Annotated in this window: 18 protein-coding genes; 15 read left to right on the top strand and 3 right to left on the bottom strand. The window is 71.6% G+C overall.

Features of this window, described 5'->3' with window-relative positions; translation table 11 throughout:
• Positions 1–176: 176 nt before the first annotated feature.
• The 6 genes from BIU95_RS14665 (at position 177) to BIU95_RS14690 (ending at position 7,437) form a co-directional block, all read left to right on the top strand.
• Positions 177–1,742, top strand: a complete 1,566-nt coding sequence (locus BIU95_RS14665; RefSeq protein WP_071252008.1) for an NCS1 family nucleobase:cation symporter-1 — start codon at positions 177–179, stop codon at positions 1,740–1,742.
• A gap of 168 nt (positions 1,743–1,910) precedes the next feature.
• Positions 1,911–2,675, top strand: a complete 765-nt coding sequence (locus BIU95_RS14670) for an aspartate/glutamate racemase family protein (RefSeq protein ID WP_071252009.1) — start codon at positions 1,911–1,913, stop codon at positions 2,673–2,675.
• The gene (gene allB, locus BIU95_RS14675) at positions 2,672–4,051 is read left to right on the top strand and encodes an allantoinase AllB (protein WP_071252010.1); all 1,380 of its coding nucleotides are present in this window, start codon (positions 2,672–2,674) and stop codon (positions 4,049–4,051) included. The genes BIU95_RS14670 and allB overlap by 4 nt, the downstream gene beginning before the upstream one ends.
• A 43-nt stretch (positions 4,052–4,094) precedes the next feature.
• The gene (locus BIU95_RS14680) at positions 4,095–5,351 is read left to right on the top strand and encodes an alanine--glyoxylate aminotransferase family protein (protein ID WP_040420060.1); all 1,257 of its coding nucleotides are present in this window, start codon (positions 4,095–4,097) and stop codon (positions 5,349–5,351) included.
• The gene (locus tag BIU95_RS14685) at positions 5,348–6,607 is read left to right on the top strand and encodes an allantoate amidohydrolase (protein WP_017888493.1); all 1,260 of its coding nucleotides are present in this window, start codon (positions 5,348–5,350) and stop codon (positions 6,605–6,607) included. The genes BIU95_RS14680 and BIU95_RS14685 overlap by 4 nt, the downstream gene beginning before the upstream one ends.
• Positions 6,604–7,437, top strand: a complete 834-nt coding sequence (locus tag BIU95_RS14690) for a MurR/RpiR family transcriptional regulator (protein WP_056070518.1) — start codon at positions 6,604–6,606, stop codon at positions 7,435–7,437. The genes BIU95_RS14685 and BIU95_RS14690 overlap by 4 nt, the downstream gene beginning before the upstream one ends.
• Here BIU95_RS14690 and BIU95_RS14695 read toward each other — a convergent pair.
• Positions 7,404–7,898 (bottom strand): SRPBCC family protein, encoded by a 495-nt coding sequence (locus BIU95_RS14695; RefSeq protein ID WP_056070522.1) that lies wholly within the window; start codon positions 7,896–7,898, stop codon positions 7,404–7,406. The two genes, BIU95_RS14690 and BIU95_RS14695, sit on opposite strands and share 34 nt — an antisense overlap.
• A gap of 144 nt (positions 7,899–8,042) precedes the next feature.
• Between BIU95_RS14695 and BIU95_RS14700 the strand changes: the two genes are divergently transcribed.
• From BIU95_RS14700 to epsC, 3 genes are all read left to right on the top strand, one after another.
• Complete coding sequence (locus BIU95_RS14700; RefSeq protein ID WP_071252011.1) at positions 8,043–9,080, top strand: dipeptidase; 1,038 nt, start codon at positions 8,043–8,045, stop codon at positions 9,078–9,080.
• Positions 9,081–9,342: 262 nt separating this feature from the next.
• Positions 9,343–10,281 carry a cysteine synthase A gene (cysK, locus tag BIU95_RS14705; protein WP_017888498.1) on the top strand — a complete coding sequence of 313 codons (939 nt, stop codon included), beginning with the start codon at positions 9,343–9,345 and terminating at the stop codon, positions 10,279–10,281.
• The gene (epsC, locus tag BIU95_RS14710; RefSeq protein WP_235045701.1) at positions 10,278–10,862 is read left to right on the top strand and encodes a serine O-acetyltransferase EpsC; all 585 of its coding nucleotides are present in this window, start codon (positions 10,278–10,280) and stop codon (positions 10,860–10,862) included. The genes cysK and epsC overlap by 4 nt, the downstream gene beginning before the upstream one ends.
• Positions 10,863–10,980: 118 nt before the next feature.
• On the opposite strand, the gene BIU95_RS14715 is transcribed toward epsC, so the two are convergent.
• Positions 10,981–11,280 carry an excalibur calcium-binding domain-containing protein gene (locus BIU95_RS14715; RefSeq protein WP_017888500.1) on the bottom strand — a complete coding sequence of 100 codons (300 nt, stop codon included), beginning with the start codon at positions 11,278–11,280 and terminating at the stop codon, positions 10,981–10,983.
• A 141-nt stretch (positions 11,281–11,421) separates the two neighbouring features.
• Between BIU95_RS14715 and BIU95_RS14720 the strand changes: the two genes are divergently transcribed.
• Positions 11,422–11,823: an MmcQ/YjbR family DNA-binding protein gene (locus BIU95_RS14720; RefSeq protein ID WP_071252012.1), complete on the top strand. Its 402-nt coding sequence runs from the start codon at positions 11,422–11,424 to the stop codon at positions 11,821–11,823.
• 78 nt (positions 11,824–11,901) lie between these two features.
• On the opposite strand, the gene BIU95_RS14725 is transcribed toward BIU95_RS14720, so the two are convergent.
• A complete protein-coding gene (locus BIU95_RS14725; RefSeq protein WP_042538266.1) occupies positions 11,902–12,531 on the bottom strand; it encodes an MOSC domain-containing protein in 630 nt (209 codons plus the stop codon).
• A 180-nt stretch (positions 12,532–12,711) separates the two neighbouring features.
• Between BIU95_RS14725 and BIU95_RS14730 the strand changes: the two genes are divergently transcribed.
• The 5 genes from BIU95_RS14730 to BIU95_RS18800 all read left to right on the top strand — a co-directional run bounded on the left by BIU95_RS14730 (position 12,712) and on the right by BIU95_RS18800 (position 15,353).
• Positions 12,712–13,548 (top strand): alpha/beta fold hydrolase, encoded by an 837-nt coding sequence (locus tag BIU95_RS14730; protein WP_017888503.1) that lies wholly within the window; start codon positions 12,712–12,714, stop codon positions 13,546–13,548.
• 130 nt (positions 13,549–13,678) lie between these two features.
• Complete coding sequence (locus tag BIU95_RS18795) at positions 13,679–13,828, top strand: hypothetical protein (protein WP_156155306.1); 150 nt, start codon at positions 13,679–13,681, stop codon at positions 13,826–13,828.
• A 9-nt stretch (positions 13,829–13,837) separates the two neighbouring features.
• Positions 13,838–14,392 (top strand): RNA polymerase sigma factor, encoded by a 555-nt coding sequence (locus BIU95_RS14735; RefSeq protein WP_017888505.1) that lies wholly within the window; start codon positions 13,838–13,840, stop codon positions 14,390–14,392.
• Complete coding sequence (locus BIU95_RS14740) at positions 14,389–15,045, top strand: hypothetical protein (RefSeq protein ID WP_139179820.1); 657 nt, start codon at positions 14,389–14,391, stop codon at positions 15,043–15,045. The genes BIU95_RS14735 and BIU95_RS14740 overlap by 4 nt, the downstream gene beginning before the upstream one ends.
• Positions 15,042–15,353, top strand: coding sequence for a hypothetical protein (locus BIU95_RS18800; protein WP_017888507.1), 312 nt, complete (start codon positions 15,042–15,044; stop codon positions 15,351–15,353). Before BIU95_RS14740 ends, BIU95_RS18800 begins: the two co-directional genes overlap by 4 nt.
• Positions 15,354–15,408: the final 55 nt, after the last annotated feature.

A 15,408-nucleotide genomic window follows, 5' to 3' on the forward strand; every position in this document is an offset into this window, starting at 1 on the left:
GCCCATCGATGCGGCAAGCCGCAGTGCGGGTCTCCTGCGACCTTCCGGAACGGTCGTTCCAGGACGGGGGCTGGGACACACGACCGTTACACGAGGGAAACGGCGGGGGCGAAGTCGCTCCGTAGCTTCGTGCTCAAGCACGCACCGCCCCGCTTCCCACTCCCTCGGAGGACGCCATGGCTACCGACATCGCGACACCAGTCGCCGCGCCCCACGCCCCCACCACGACCGCCGCTCCTGCCCCGGCGGGTGCCGGCGTCGTCAAGCCCGGGTACGACCCGGCGCTCACGAACGAGGACCTCGCCCCGCTCCGCGAGCAGCGCTGGACGAGCTACAACTTCTTCGCCTTCTGGATGTCGGATGTGCACTCGGTCGGCGGCTACGTCACCGCCGGGTCGCTCTTCGCCCTCGGCATCGCGAGCTGGCAGGTGCTCATCGCCCTGGTGGTCGGCATCCTGATCGTGCAGGTCTTCGCGAACCTGGTCGCCAAGCCGTCGCAACGCACGGGAGTGCCGTACCCCGTGATCAACCGCGCGGTGTTCGGAGTGCTCGGCGCGAACGTCCCCGCCATCATCCGCGGTCTCATCGCGATGGCCTGGTACGGCGTGCAGACCTTCCTGGCAGCACAGTCGCTGAACATCATCTTCCTCAAGTTCATCCCGGCGTCGGCGGGGCTGCTCGACCACTCGTTCCTCGGGCTGTCGGCCCTGGGGTGGATCTCGTACGCGATCCTCTGGGTGGCGCAGGGGGCGCTGTTCTGGATGGGCATGGAGGCCATCAAGCGGTTCATCGACTGGGCCGGACCGGCGGTCTACGTGGTGATGATCGTGCTCGCGGTCTACCTGGTCAGCCAGGCGGGCATCGGCAACATCTCGTTCACCCTGTCGGCGGGCGAGCCGCTGTCGTTCGGGGCGTCGATCCCGGTGATGCTGTCCGCGGTCGCCCTGGTGGTCAGCTACTTCTCCGGCCCGATGCTCAACTTCGGTGACTTCTCGCGCTACGGCCGGTCGTTCCGGGCGGTCAAGCGCGGCAACTTCTGGGGACTGCCGATCAACTTCCTGTTCTTCTCGGTCCTGACGGTGCTCTGCGCGAGTGCGACGGTGCCGGTGTTCGGCAAGCTCATCACCGACCCGATCGAGACCGTGCAGGCCATCGGAGCACCCTTCGCGATCCTGCTCGGTGGCCTGACGTTCGTCACCGCGACCGTCGGCATCAACATCGTCGCGAACTTCATCAGCCCCGCGTTCGACTTCTCGAACGTGGCGCCCCGGAAGATCTCGTGGCGTGCCGGCGGCACGATCGCCGCCGTCGGCTCGGTGCTCCTCACCCCGTGGAACTGGTACGGCAACGACCAGGCGATCCTGTACACGCTCGGTGTGCTCGGTGCGCTGATCGGCCCGCTGTTCGGCATCCTCATCGCGGGCTACTACATCGTCGGCAAGCAGCGCATCGCGATCGACGACATGTACTCCACCAGCCGCACTGCCCGGTACTGGTACCGCGGCGGCTTCAACCCGAACGCCATCTGGACCCTCGTGGTCACCGGCGCGGTCTCGGTCGCGAGCGCGGTCCTGCCCCCGGCGCTGGGCGTGCTGCCGTGGCTGTCGAGCTACAGCTGGTTCATCGGCTGCGGCCTGGGCCTCGTCGTCTTCTGGGCACTCGAGCGCGCCCGGCCGAGCATGCCCGTGCTCGACGCGGACGACCCGACGGTCGACGACGGCGCGGCCGTCGGTCGCGCCTGACCGTCGGCGTCGCCGCCCGTCCTCCACAGGGCGGGTCGCGACGCTCGCTCGTCCACGGATCCACACCACGGCCGGGAGGTCCGCCCCGGCCCCGCCACGATGGTCACCACCCAGCACCACCGGTTCCACCGCTCCACTCGTTCCACCCGCTCCACCGGAAGGACCCCGATGCGCATCCGCGTCGTCAACCCCAACACCACCGCGTCGATGACGCGTTCGATCGGCGTCGCAGCCCAGGCCGTCGCCGCGCCCGGCACCCTGATCGAAGCGGTCGAGCCCACGATGGGGCCGGCCTCGATCGAGAGCCACTACGAAGAGGCCCTGGCCGTCCCCGGGTTGCTCGAGCAGATCGCCCGCGGTGAGCAGGACGGGGTGGACGCCTTCGTCGTCGCCTGCTTCGGGGACCCGGGGCTCGACGCCGCGCGGGAACTCGCGACGGTGCCGGTGATCGGGATCGCCGAGGCCGGGTTCCACGCCGCCGCGATGCTCGGCCGCCGGTTCGGCGTCGTCACCACCCTGGCGCGGACGACCGGCCGCGCCCACGAGCTCGCCCAGCGCTACGGGTTCGCACCGCTCGTCACCGAGATCCGTGCGTGCGAGGTCCCGGTGCTCGAGCTCGACGACCCCGCGTCCGGTGCGCGGGCGCTCGTGACCGAGGAGTGCCGAGCCGTCATCGACGGGGGAGCCGATGCCGTCGTGCTCGGGTGTGCGGGCATGGCCGACTTCTGCGCCGAGATCTCGCTCGCGATCGGGGCGCCGGTCGTCGACGGTGTCGCGGCTGCCACGGTCCTGGCCGAGTCGCTCGTCCGCCTCGGGTTGTCCACGGGCAAGCGTGGTGAGTACGCCCTGCCGCCGACGAAGGCGATGTCGGGGCTGCTGGCCGGCTTCGAACGCCACCCGGTGGCGGTCGCGACGGCCGGGGCGGGCGCGTGACGGGCCTCCCGGCGGCGGCCGCCACCGCCGACCTCGTCGTCCGCGCGCACCGAGCCTGGGTCGACGGCACGTTCCGTCCGGCCGCGGTCGTCGTCCACGACGGACGGGTCACCGACGTCCTGCCGGTCGATGCGGTCGTCGACACCGTGCAGGACCACACCGTGCCGGACGGGCAGGTACTGCTCCCCGGGCTCGTCGACACCCACGTGCACGTCAACGAGCCCGGCCGCACCGAGTGGGAGGGCTTCGCATCCGCGACCCGGGCCGCTGCGATGGGCGGTGTCACCACGATCGTGGACATGCCGCTCAACTCGATCCCCGCGACGACCACGGTCGAGGCGCTCGCCGTCAAGCGGGCGAGCGCCGAGGGCCGGGTGGCGGTCGACGTCGGGTTCTGGGGCGGTGCGGTCCCCGCGAGCCTCGGGACGCTCGACGCCCTGCACGACGCTGGCGTCTTCGGCTTCAAGTGCTTCACGGCGCCGAGCGGTGTGGTCGAGTTCCCGCACCTCGACCCCGAGCAGCTCCGCGCCGCGATCGCCGAGGCCGCGCGGATCGACGCCCTGCTGATCGTGCACGCCGAGGACCCGGAACACCTCGTGCCGCACCAGGCGCTCGGTGGCCGGTACGCGGACTTCCTGGCCACCCGGCCCGTCGCCGCCGAACGGTCCGCGATCGCGCAGGTCATCGACGGCGCACGGGCCACCGGGGCACGGGTGCACGTGCTGCACCTGTCCGACGCGGGCGCGCTGCCGATGCTCCGCGCGGCGAAGGACGACGGCGTGCGCATCACGGTCGAGACGTGTCCGCACTACCTGTCGTTCGAGGCGGGCACGATCCCGGACGGCGCGACCGCCTACAAGTGCTGTCCGCCGATCCGTGACGACGCCAACCGCGACGCGCTGTGGGCGGGCGTGCTCGACGGCACGATCGACCTCGTGGTGTCGGACCACTCGCCCTCCACCGCGGACCTGAAGACCGACGACTGGGGCCTGGCCTGGGGTGGGGTCGCCGGGCTGCAGGTCGGGTTCCGGGCGGTGTGGACCGAGGCCGAGCGTCGCGGAGTCCCGCTCCAGGCACTGCTGCCGCTGTTCACGACCGGTCCCGCAGCCCTGGTCGGGCTGCACGACCGCGGCGTGATCGCGCCCGGTGCGCTGGCCCACTTCGCCGTGTTCGACCCGGCTGCCCGGTCCGTGGTCGACGTCGCCGGGCTCGAGCACCGCAACCCGGTCTCGGCGTTCGACGGGCTCCGTGTGCGCGGCAGCGTCACCGAGACCTGGCTCCGTGGCCGTCGCATCGCCACGGCCGACGGCGGCGTGGTGCGGGTCGAGGGTCGCCTGGCCAGTCGTCCCGTGCTCGCGTCGGAAACACCCCTGTAACGATCGTTCCGGTATCGTCGGATCGGGAACGGAAGGAACCACCATGCTCCCAGTGAACCCACCTGCCCGTCTCCTCATGGGCCCGGGGCCGATCGACGCCGACCCGCGCGTGCTCCGGGCGCTGTCGACGCCGCTCGTCGGCCAGTACGACCCGTGGATGACCGCGACGATGAACGAGACGCAGGCGCTCTACCGCCGCGTGTTCGGCACGCAGAACGACGCCACGCTGCTCGTCGACGGCACCTCGCGCGCGGGCATCGAAGCGGTGCTCGTGTCCCTGCTCGCCCCGGGGGACCGCGTGCTCGTGCCGGTGTTCGGCCGGTTCGGACACCTGCTCGCCGAGATCGCCGGCCGTGCCGGTGCCGAAGTCCACACCATCCAGACCGAGTGGGGCCAGGTCTTCACGCCGTCCGCGATCGAGTCGGCGATCGCCCGCGTCCGGCCGAAGGTGCTGGCGGTCGTGCAGGGCGACACCTCGACCACGATGAACCAGCCCCTCGACGAGCTCGGTGTGATCTGCGAGCGGTACGGGGTCCTGCTCTACACCGACGCGACCGCGACCGTGGGCGGCAACCCGCTCGAGGTCGACGCCTGGGGGATCGACGCCGTGAGCGCCGGGCTGCAGAAGTGCCTCGGCGGCCCGTCCGGCAGTGCTCCCGTCACGCTGTCGCCGAAGGCCGTGGCGGTGCTCGACGAGCGGCGGAGCGTCGAGGCCGGCATCCGCGAACCCGGCGACGTCGTCGCCGACGAACCGATCCGCTCGAACTACCTCGACCTCGCGATGATCCTCGACTACTGGGGTCCGCGCCGACTGAACCACCACACCGAGGCTGCGTCGATGCTCTACGCCGCCCACGAGTGCGCCCGCATCCTGCTCGAAGAAGGCCGCGACGCCGTCGTCACCCGCCACGAGACCGCCGGGCGCGCGATGCTCGACGGCGTGCAGGCACTCGGCCTCCGGGTCTTCGGCGACGTCGCCCACAAGATGCACAACGTCGTCGCCGTCGAGATCCCGTCCGACGTGGTCGGCGACCAGGTCCGCGCCGCGATGCTCGACGACCACGGCATCGAGATCGGCACGTCGTTCGGGCCGCTGCACGGGCGGGTCTGGCGCATCGGCACCATGGGCTACAACGCGCGGAAGGACACCGTCGTCACGACCCTGGCCGCGCTCGAGCACGCCCTGCGTCGGGCAGGGCACGCGGTGCCGCACGGCGGCGGGGTCGACGCCGCCCTCGACGTCTTCCGCGACCCCACCGCCACCGCCACCGCACGCGCCCAGGCCGAGGTGCTCGCGTGAGCGCCTTGCCCGTCCTGAACGCGACCGCCGTGGGCACCGCCGACGCCGAACTCGTCGCCGGCTGGTGCGACGAGCTCGCCGCCCTCAGCGCCGAACCGGGCCGGATCACCCGCGTCTACCTGTCGCCGGAACACGCTCGGGCCAACGCCCTCGTCGCGGGCTGGATGCAGGACGCCGGACTGTCCACGTGGCAGGACGCCGCCGGCAACCTGCACGGTCGGGCCGCGGGCGCGACGCCCGACGCCCCCGTGCTGCTGCTCGGCTCCCACCTGGACACCGTGGTGGACGCCGGCCGGTACGACGGCATCGTCGGGGTGCTCATGGCGATCCGCACCGCCGCCCGGCTCACCGCCGACGGCCCGCTGCCCGTCGCACTCCAGGTCATCGCGTTCTCCGACGAAGAAGGCACCCGCTTCGGCAAGGCACTGCTCGGGTCGTCCGCCGTGGCCGGGGTCTGGGACGACGCCTGGTGGGACCTTGCCGACGATGACGGCACGACCCTGCGGCAGGCCTTCACCGACTTCGGCCTCGACCCGGAGCGTGTCGGTGACGCTGCGGTCGACCCGGCCTCCGTGGTCGGCTACCTCGAAGCGCACATCGAGCAGGGGCCGCACCTGGAGCAGGCCGGCCAGGCCCTCGGGGTCGTCACGAGCATCGCGAGTGCCCGGCGGTTCTCGGTCGAGGCCGTGGGTGAAGCCCGGCACGCCGGCGGCACCCCCTACGAACGACGGCACGACGCCCTGCTCGCCGCTGCCGAAGCGGCGTTGGCGGTGGAACGGATCTGCCGGGCGTCGCACCAGGTCGGCACGGTCGGCACGATGACCGTCGAACCCGGAGCCGTCAACGTGGTCCCCGGACTCGCACGGTTCTCCGTCGACCTGCGGGGCGAGTTCGACGACGAGCGCGACGAGGTCTGGGACGAACTCACCAAGGCCTTCACGTTCATCGGTGAACGGCGCGGGGTGAGCGTCGCCCCGACCGAGGTGCACCGTGCGCCCGCGGTGTTCTGCTCGCCCCGGCTGATGGACGCCGTCCGCGCCGGGATCGTGTCGACGGGCGAAGCCGCACCGATGGAGCTGTTCTCACGAGCCGGCCACGACGCGATGTCGCTCGGGCTCATCACCGACGTCGCGATGCTGTTCCTCCGCAACCCCGACGGCATCAGCCACCACCCGGACGAGTTCGTGTCGACGCCGGACATCGCCCTCGGCCTCGACGCCCTGGCCGTCGCCGTCGATCGGGTGGCACGCGCATGAGCACCGCCGGCCCCGACGTCCGCGCCCGGATCGACTCCGTCTGGGAACAGCTCTCGCCCGCGGAACGACGGGTCGCCGCCATGGTGCGGCACGACCCGGAACTCCTGCTCGTCGGCACCTCCGCCGAACTCGCGGCCGAGTCCGGCACCTCGAAGGCCACGGTCTCGCGACTCGTGCGGTCCCTGGGGTTCCAGGACGCCGCCGAGGTCCGGCAGAACCTGATGTCGGCGCGGGGCTCGGGCCTGCCGTGGGTCGCCGAGGACGCTGCCCACGTCGACCAGCGTGCGGTGGAGGCACGGAACCTCGACGCAGCCTTCGCGTCCCTCGGCCGAGCGGACCGGCCGCGGCTGGCCCGTCGGATCGTCCGTGCCCGCCGGGTGCTCGTCCTCGGCGAACGCGGGGCCTACCCGATCGCGCTGCAACTGCGGTCACAACTGGCGCAGGTGCGGTCCGACGTCCGGGTCGGTCCGTCGCCCGGGCAGCGGCTCGGGGAAGAGGTCGCCGACCTCGACCGGCACGACCTCGTCGTCCTGGTGACCGTTCGTCGGCACACCGCCGGGGTCGAACGGATCGTCCGGCACTGCGTCGACTCCGGCGCGGACGTCGTCGTGCTCGGCGACCCGACGGCCGCAGTCATCGCGGCGCCGGCGGCCACCGCGATCCTCTGCCCGGTCGACTCACCGTCGGCGTTCGACTCGATGGCCGCGCTGTTCGCCGTCGTCGCGGCGATCACGAACGACGTCTACGACGCCTCGGGTCCTGGTGGCCGGGTGCGGGTCGACGCCGTCGCCACCGCCTACGACGCCCTGGGGGAACTCGCAGCGCCCTGATCGCCGTCCCCGCCGCGCAGCTCGGCGGCGAGCGAGGCGTTGCGGTCGGCGATGAGCTTCGGCATGTACCGGGCCAACGCGAGCACCTCGGCCAGGCGGCCCAGCGGACCGAGCGGAGCGCGGAACGTGATGGTGTCGACCATGCGCGTCCCGCCGGCCGACGGCTCGAACCGGTGCTCGTGGTGGAAGCGGGCGAACGGCCCACGCACCTGTTCGTCGACGAACCGGTGGGGAGCCTCCAGGGCGGTGATGCCGCTCGTCATCTTCCAGACGATCCCGAAGTGCCGCGCCCGCCAGGTGACGGTCTCGCCCAGGCCGATCGTGCCGGTCGTCGTGCCGGCGACGGCGCGTTCGTCGGTCGCTGCCATCGAGCGCTCGTGCGCGCCGATGTCCAGCGACAGTGCGAAGGCGCGCTCCGGCGGCACCGGCAGCTCCGTCACGACACGGAACGAGACGGTCACGACGTCGGCCAGACCGTCGGAGCGGACCGGTCGTCGTCGGCATCGCTGATCTCGGGGACCGAGAGCGCCAGGCGCTCGGTGCGGAGGGTGACGGGCTGCACAGAACGAGCCTAGCCACGACGGCGCGGGCGGTAGCGTCGGGGGATGACGTTCGACGCGCTCCCGTTCCCGGTCATCGACGGCCACAACGACCTGCCCTGGGAACGCCGTGACAGCCACGACTCCGGCGTCGACGGCATCGACACCGAGACCGACTCGCTGCACACCGACATCCCGAAGCTCCGTGCCGGCGGCGTGGTCGGGCAGTTCTGGTCGGTGTTCGTGCCCGCGGACGACCCGGACCCCGTGACGACCACCCTGCAGCAGGTCGATCTCGCACACCGGATCATCGAGCGTTACCCCGACGACCTCGCGCTCGCCCGCACCGCCGCCGAGGTCCGTGCGGCGGTCGACTCAGGCCGGATCGCGTCCCTGCTCGGCGCCGAGGGCGGGCACTCGATCGGCGACGACCTGGCCGTCCTCCGCACCCTCGCGCGGCTCGGCGTCCGCTACATGACGCTCACCCACAACGACGACACCCCCTGGGCCGACTCCGCGACCGGGGAACGGGCGCACGGCGGCCTGACCGACCGCGGGCGACAGGTCGTCGCCGAGATGGAGCGGATCGGCATGCTCGTCGACCTGTCCCACACCGCCCCGGCCACCATGCGGGACACCCTCGACATCGCGACCCAGCCCGTCGTGTTCAGCCACTCGTCGACCGTCGCGATCGACGACCACCCGCGGAACGTGCCCGACGACGTGCTCGCCCGGCTCGCCGACAACGGTGGCGTCGTGATGATCACCTTCGTGCCGAAGTTCGTGTCCCGGGCGTGGGCGGACTGGGAGGAGTCGGGCATGTCCGGCGAACCGCCCTTGGTCACGGTGGCTGACGTCGCCGACCACGTCGAGCACGCCCGTGACGTCGCCGGTGTGGCGCACCTGGGCCTCGGCGGTGACTACGACGGCACCCCGGTGCTGCCGCCGGACCTGCGCGACGTGTCGCGGTACCCGGTGCTCGCGGCGGAGCTGGTCCGCCGCGGCTGGGGCGAGTCGGACCTGCGTGCGCTGGCCGGCGGCAACGTGCTGCGGGTGCTCGAGGCGACCGACGAGCGGTTCGCCCTGACGGCGTTCGTGCGCTGACGCGGTCGATCGCGCCACGAAAGCGACTCTCCTCGGCGCTGGTCGTGCTCACTCCCGCGAAAGCGACAGAACCGTGCGAACCTTCCGCGGACACCTGTCGCTTTCGCAGGCCGGGGCAGCAACCGGCCCGGATGCGCGAATCGGGTCCGGCGCGCACGCGCCGTCACGGACAGGACCACCTGGGGTCCGGTGGCTAGGATCGGGCGCACACCGCGCCTCCAGGAAGAGCGATGCGCGACCTGAGCTGCGAAGGACGGACCGGATGAGCGGCACCATCTACGAGAACATCTCCCAGGCGTTCGGCAACACCCCCCTCGTCAAGCTGAACCGCCTGCCGAAGGCGGGCGGCGCCGAGGTGCTCGCGAAGCTCGAGTTCTACAACCCGGGCGCCAGCGTCAAGGACCGCCTGGGCGTCGCGATCATCGACGCCGCCGAGGCCTCCGGAGCGCTGCAGGCCGGCGGCACCATCGTCGAGGGCTCGTCCGGCAACACCGGGATCGCCCTGGCCCTGGTCGGCGCCGCCCGTGGGTACCGGGTCGTCATCACGATGCCCGAGACGATGAGCGTCGAACGCCGTGCGGTGATCCGTGCGTACGGGGCCGAGATCGTCCTGACCCCCGGGCCCGAGGGCATGAAGGGCGCGGTCGCCAAGGCCGAGTCGATCGTCGCGGAGACCCCCGGCGCGATCCTCGCCCACCAGTTCGAGACGGCCGCGAACGCCGAGATCCACCGGAAGACCACGGCGGAGGAGATCCTCCGCGACACCGAGGAGCACGTCGACGTGTTCGTCGCGGGTGTGGGCACCGGCGGCACGATCACCGGGGTCGGGCAGGTGCTCAAGGAGCGCGTGCCCGGCGTGCAGATCGTCGCCGTCGAGCCGAAGGACTCGCCCCTGCTCACCGAGGGCAAGGCTGGTCCGCACAAGATCCAGGGCATCGGCGCGAACTTCATCCCCGAGGTCCTCGACCAGAGCGTCATCGACGAGGTGTTCGACGTCGAGCTCGACGACGCACTCCGTGTCGCCCGCGCCCTGGCGACCGAGGAGGGCATCCTGTCGGGCATCTCGTCCGGCGCGATCATCCACGCGGCCCTCGAGATCGCCGCCCGCCCCGAGAACGCCGGCAAGCGGATCGTCGCCATCGTGTGCGACACCGGAGAGCGCTACCTGTCGACGGTGCTCTTCGAGGGACTCACTGCGTGAGTCGTCCCGTCCGACGAGGCGTGCTGCGGACCATCCGCGAGGACCTGGCCGCAGCACGCCGCGGTGACCCTGCTGCGCGCGGCGACCTGGAGAACGCGATCGTCTACTCCGGGTTGCACGCCATCTGGACGTACCGGGTGACCCACCGGCTCTGGAACGCACAGGGGCTGCCCGGGTCGCGGTTCGCGGCGCGGCTGCTCGGGCAGGTCGCGCGGTCGGTCACCGGGATCGAGATCCACCCGGGGGCGCGCATCGGCCGCCGGTTCTTCATCGACCACGGCATGGGTGTCGTCATCGGGGAGACCGCGGTCATCGGGGATGACGTGCTCGTGTTCCACGGTGTGACCCTGGGTGGACGCGGTGGCGACCACGGCCCGAGCGCCCGACGGCATCCGGTGGTGGGGGACCGCGTGGTGCTCGGCGCGGGGTCGTCGCTCATCGGGGCGATCACGATCGGTCCGGACTCCGTCGTCGGCGCCAACACCGTGGTCACGAAGGACGTACCGGCGGGGTCGGTGGTCACCGGGGTCGCCGGGACGCCTCGTCCCCGGTCCGGGCACGAGGGCGTCCCGTCGCTCTGAGCGCGTCGCACCGCGCCGGGCACGCAAAACACCGGTGTTCACGCATCGCACCCCCGCGTGCGGGTGTTCAGGACGCGAACACCGGTGTCTTGCCGGTGTCACCGAGCGAGCGGGAGCGTCAGCTCTTCTCGCAGGCGATGCCGTCCTTGTCGCGGTCGAGCTTGGTGTTCGCCCGGTACAGCGCGTCGTCCTTCTTCACCGTGCCCTTGAGCGCGCGGTAGGTGGCCTTGCCACCGGAGACGACCTTGTTCTTCTTGACGGACTTCTTCGCGATGCCGCCGGAGTAGACCTTGTGCACCGCGGTGCAGTTGGCGTAGGACTTCGGTGCTGCCTGGGCGGTCGAGGTCCCGCCGACGACGACGGTGGTCGCGAGGACGGCGGTGGCTGCGGCGATGCCGAGGGTACGGATGATGCGCACGGGTTCCCCCTGGAACTGGTGGTGATCGCGCGAGCGATCGCCGCGTCGGGTACGCGGCGTGGTGATCCTACGACGTGATCGACGCTCACGACCTGCCCCCGAACGGGGTGCGCTGTCGGCGGCCTCGGGCATCCTGGTCAGATGGACGGCGAGCAGTTGCACGAGATCGCGAGCCGCACGGCCCTGGCGCTGCCGGCGGCCGTCGAGACGCAGCCGTTCGGCGAGGGCTCCGTCGTCTACAAGGTCGTCGGCAAGATGTTCGTGATGGTCACCGAGGTACGCGGGACACCGATCGTCAACCTGAAGTGCGCGCCGCCGCACGGGGCGGCGCTGGTGCGCGACCACGACGAGATCACGCCGGGGTGGCACATGAACAAGCGGCACTGGATCACGCTGGCGCCGGGTGGCGGCATCGACGAGACCCTGGTCGAGGACCTCGTGGCGAACGCCTACGACCTGGTGGTCGCGGGACTGCCCGCGGCGAAGCGCCCGATCGACCCGTCGCGGGGCGCGCTGCCGGGCCGTGCGGACGCAAGGAGCTGACCGGACGCAAGGAGCTGACCGGACGCAAGGAGCTGACAGGACGCACGGAGCGGCGCGGACGCACGCGGCTCGACGGGCTCAGGCCCGCGCGGCGACCTTCGACAGGTCCTGCACGACCTTCGGCGCCAGCCGTTCCCCCGACTCGAGCACGGCCCGTGCACGTCCGGGCGACAGGTCGCTGAAGATCTCGCCGATGGTCACCCCGTGCTCGGGCCGGTACGTCACCGCGATGGGGTCACCCGCTGTCACCGATCCGGACTTGACCACGCGGAAGTACGCGCCGGGTCGGCCCTCGTCGGCGAACCGCTTCACCCACTTGTCGATCCCCATGCGCCTGGCGAAGGTGCCGCACGGGATCCGGGGGATCGTGACCTCGAGTTCCAGGGTGTCGCCGATCCGCCAGCGTTCCCCGGTCACGGCACCGGTGACGTCGATGCCGCTCGTGCGCAGGTTCTCGCCGAACAGGCCGGGCGTGATCTCGCGGTCGAGCAGCTCGGCGAAGTACGCGGCGTCCTCGTCGGCGTAGGCGTACACGGCCTGGTCCAGACCGCCGTGGTACTTGCGGTTCGCCTGCACGTCGGCACGCAGGCCGAGGGGCCGGACGCGGACGCTGCCGGCGACCGGGCGCTTGTCGATCGCGGTGACGCCGATGATGCCGGAGTCCGGCAGCAGGCGGTCGACGCGGCAGACGGCGGTGACGAGCGGCATGGAGCCACTCTGGCGCACGCGGGGCCCGTGCGCCAAGCCGCGCTCGCACCCACCTGACACGTTGGTGCTAGCGGGTGAGCCTCCCTCGGAACTACGGTGAACGAGTTCCGGCCTCCCGCCGACGTGGAGGCAGCGGCCAGCCCGCGTCACGAGTGGAACAGACAACCAGGGAGGCACGAGATGGCGTTCGTCACCACGAGCGATGGGGCAGAGATCTTCTACAAGGACTGGGGGCCGCGCGACGCGCAGCCGATCGTCTTCCACCACGGCTGGCCCCTGTCTTCGGACGACTGGGACGCCCAGATGCTGTTCTTCCTCGGCAAGGGCTACCGCGTGATCGCGCACGACCGTCGCGGGCACGGGCGGTCGTCGCAGATCGGCACCGGACACGACATGGACCACTACGCGAGCGACACGGACGCGCTCGTGCAGCACCTGGACCTGCGGAACGCGGTCCACATCGGCCACTCGACCGGCGGTGGCCAGGTCGCGCGGTACGTCGCCCAGTACGGCGAGCCCCAGGGCCGGGTCGCCAAGGCGGTCCTGGTGTCCTCGGTGCCGCCGATCATGGTGCAGAGCGACTCGAACCCGGAAGGCACGCCCATCTCGGTGTTCGACGGGTTCCGGAGCGCGCTCGCCGCGAACCGCGCGGAGTTCTTCCAGGCCGTCGCCGAGGGGCCGTTCTACGGCTTCAACCGGCCGGGGGCAGAGGTGTCCGCCCCGGTGGTCGCCAACTGGTGGCGCCAGGGGATGACGGGCAGCGCCCTGGCCCACTACGAGGGCATCAAGGCGTTCTCCGAGACCGACCAGACCGAGGACCTCAAGGCGATCTCGGTCCCGGTCCTCGTGACCCAGGGCGACGACGACCAGGTCGTGCCCTACAAGGCCGCAGCGATCAAGCAGGCGGAGCTGCTGCCCAACGCGACGCTCAAGATCTACGAGGGCTACCCGCACGGGATGCTGACGACCCACGCGGACGTCATCAACCCCGACCTGCTCGCCTTCATCCAGCAGTAGGACCGCCCAGCACACGAAGCGGCCCGGTCAGGGGCGCACACCGGCACCGTCCGGGCGCGTCCCTGACGTCGTGTGTGACGAAACGGGTCCGGCGTCCGTCTCATCGGTGACCACACCACGAGGAGCCGACGTGACCCGCACCGCTGCAGTCCCCAGGAACGCCCCCGCGCACGTGCTCGCCCTGGCGCGTGTCCGCTCGCTGGCCGCCCGACCGGTCGGACCGTTCACGGTCGTGCCGGCGCATCCGCGCACCCAGCCGTTCACCATCCACCACCAGTAGAAGGAACGCGTGCACCACCAGTCCCTCGCCGAGCTCGACGACGCGGTCCTCGCCGGCCGGTCGTCCGACGGCGACGTCCGGGCCTTCGAGGTCCTGATCCGTCGCCACACCCCGCTGCTCCGTGCCTACGCCCGTCGGACCCTCGGTTCCACCGACGAACTCGACGACGTCGTGCAGGAGACCTTCATCACCGCGTGGGACCGCCTCGACTCCCTCGACGACCTCGCCCGCGTGAAGTCGTGGTTGATGCGCATCCTCAGCCGGAAGTGCCTCGACCGCATCCGTGCGCGTCGCATCCACGACGACGTCACCGAGCTCGAGGTCGCCGCACCCGCGGACGACGCACCTGACCGGGTCGCTGAAGCGCGTTCCCGCGAGGACGCGGTGGAACGTGCACTGGCCGAACTGCCCGAAGCCCAACGACGGTGCTGGATCATGAAGGAGGTGCTCGAGTACCGGTACGAGGAGATCGCCGCCGAACTCGACCTGCCACCATCGACGGTCCGGGGACTGCTGTCCCGAGCGAGGAAGAACATGATCCGACTCATGGAGGGATGGCGATGACCGACCACGACGGCATCCGTCCGGACCTGCCCGACAGCTCCGAGGCGCTCGACGCCCTGGAGCCCGGCGACCTCGACGGTCACTCGATCGACGAGCTCACCGACTACCTCGACGCGGGGATGCAGCCGGCCGACCCGAGCATCGACGACTCACCCGCGTGCCAGAACGCCCTCGCGGCGATCATCCGTGTCCGTCACGCGTCGCTCCGATCACTCGAGGTGGCGGCGCGTGAGGAGGCCCCGGCCGACGAGTCGTGGATCAGTGGCGTCCTGGCGAACATCTCGATCGAGGCCCGATCCGGCCGCGACGTGCCGCTCCGCCCCCTGTCCGAGACGGAGCGCCCGGTGATGACCGAGGGCGCCATCCGTTCCCTCATCCGGCGGACCGGCGACGCCGTCACCGGCGTGCTCGTCGCCCGCTGTCAGCTGGAGGGCGACGTCACCGAGCTCGCGTCACCGGTGCGCGTGGTGGTCGAGATCGCGATCGCCCCGGGCCTGTCCATCCCGACGGCCGCCGACCTGGTCCGGACCGCGGTGGGCGAGGCGCTGGCGGAGCAGACCGACCTGCTCGTCGAGGCGATCGACGTGGTCGTCCGCGATCTGCTGCCGGAGCACGACGACGCGACCGGCACCGACCCGGAGGAGGCACGATGACGACCACCGACGAGGCCCTCGCGGCGATCGAGACCGCGGTGACCGAGGTCTCCGGGGTCACCGACCTCTACCGCTCCCGCCCGCTGGTCGCGAGCGCCGTGCAGGCGGTCCGGAGCATCGCCACGAACGCCGGCCCGCTCAGGATCGTCGTCGATGACGAAGGGGTCCTGCGCGTCGTCATCGGCACCGACGGCTTCCGCCCGGCCCCGGAGGTCGCCCGCGCCGTCCACGACGTCGCCCTGGCGACCGCCGCGGCCCACGACCTGGCGCTCAGCCGCGTCGACGTGCGCGTCGCGCGGGTGGGCTGACCGCGACCACACGACGAACGGGAGGCCCGTGGCGGATCCGCCACGGGCCTCCCGT

Source organism: Curtobacterium sp. MCBA15_007 (assembly GCF_001864905.1).
Classification (GTDB): domain Bacteria; phylum Actinomycetota; class Actinomycetes; order Actinomycetales; family Microbacteriaceae; genus Curtobacterium; species Curtobacterium poinsettiae.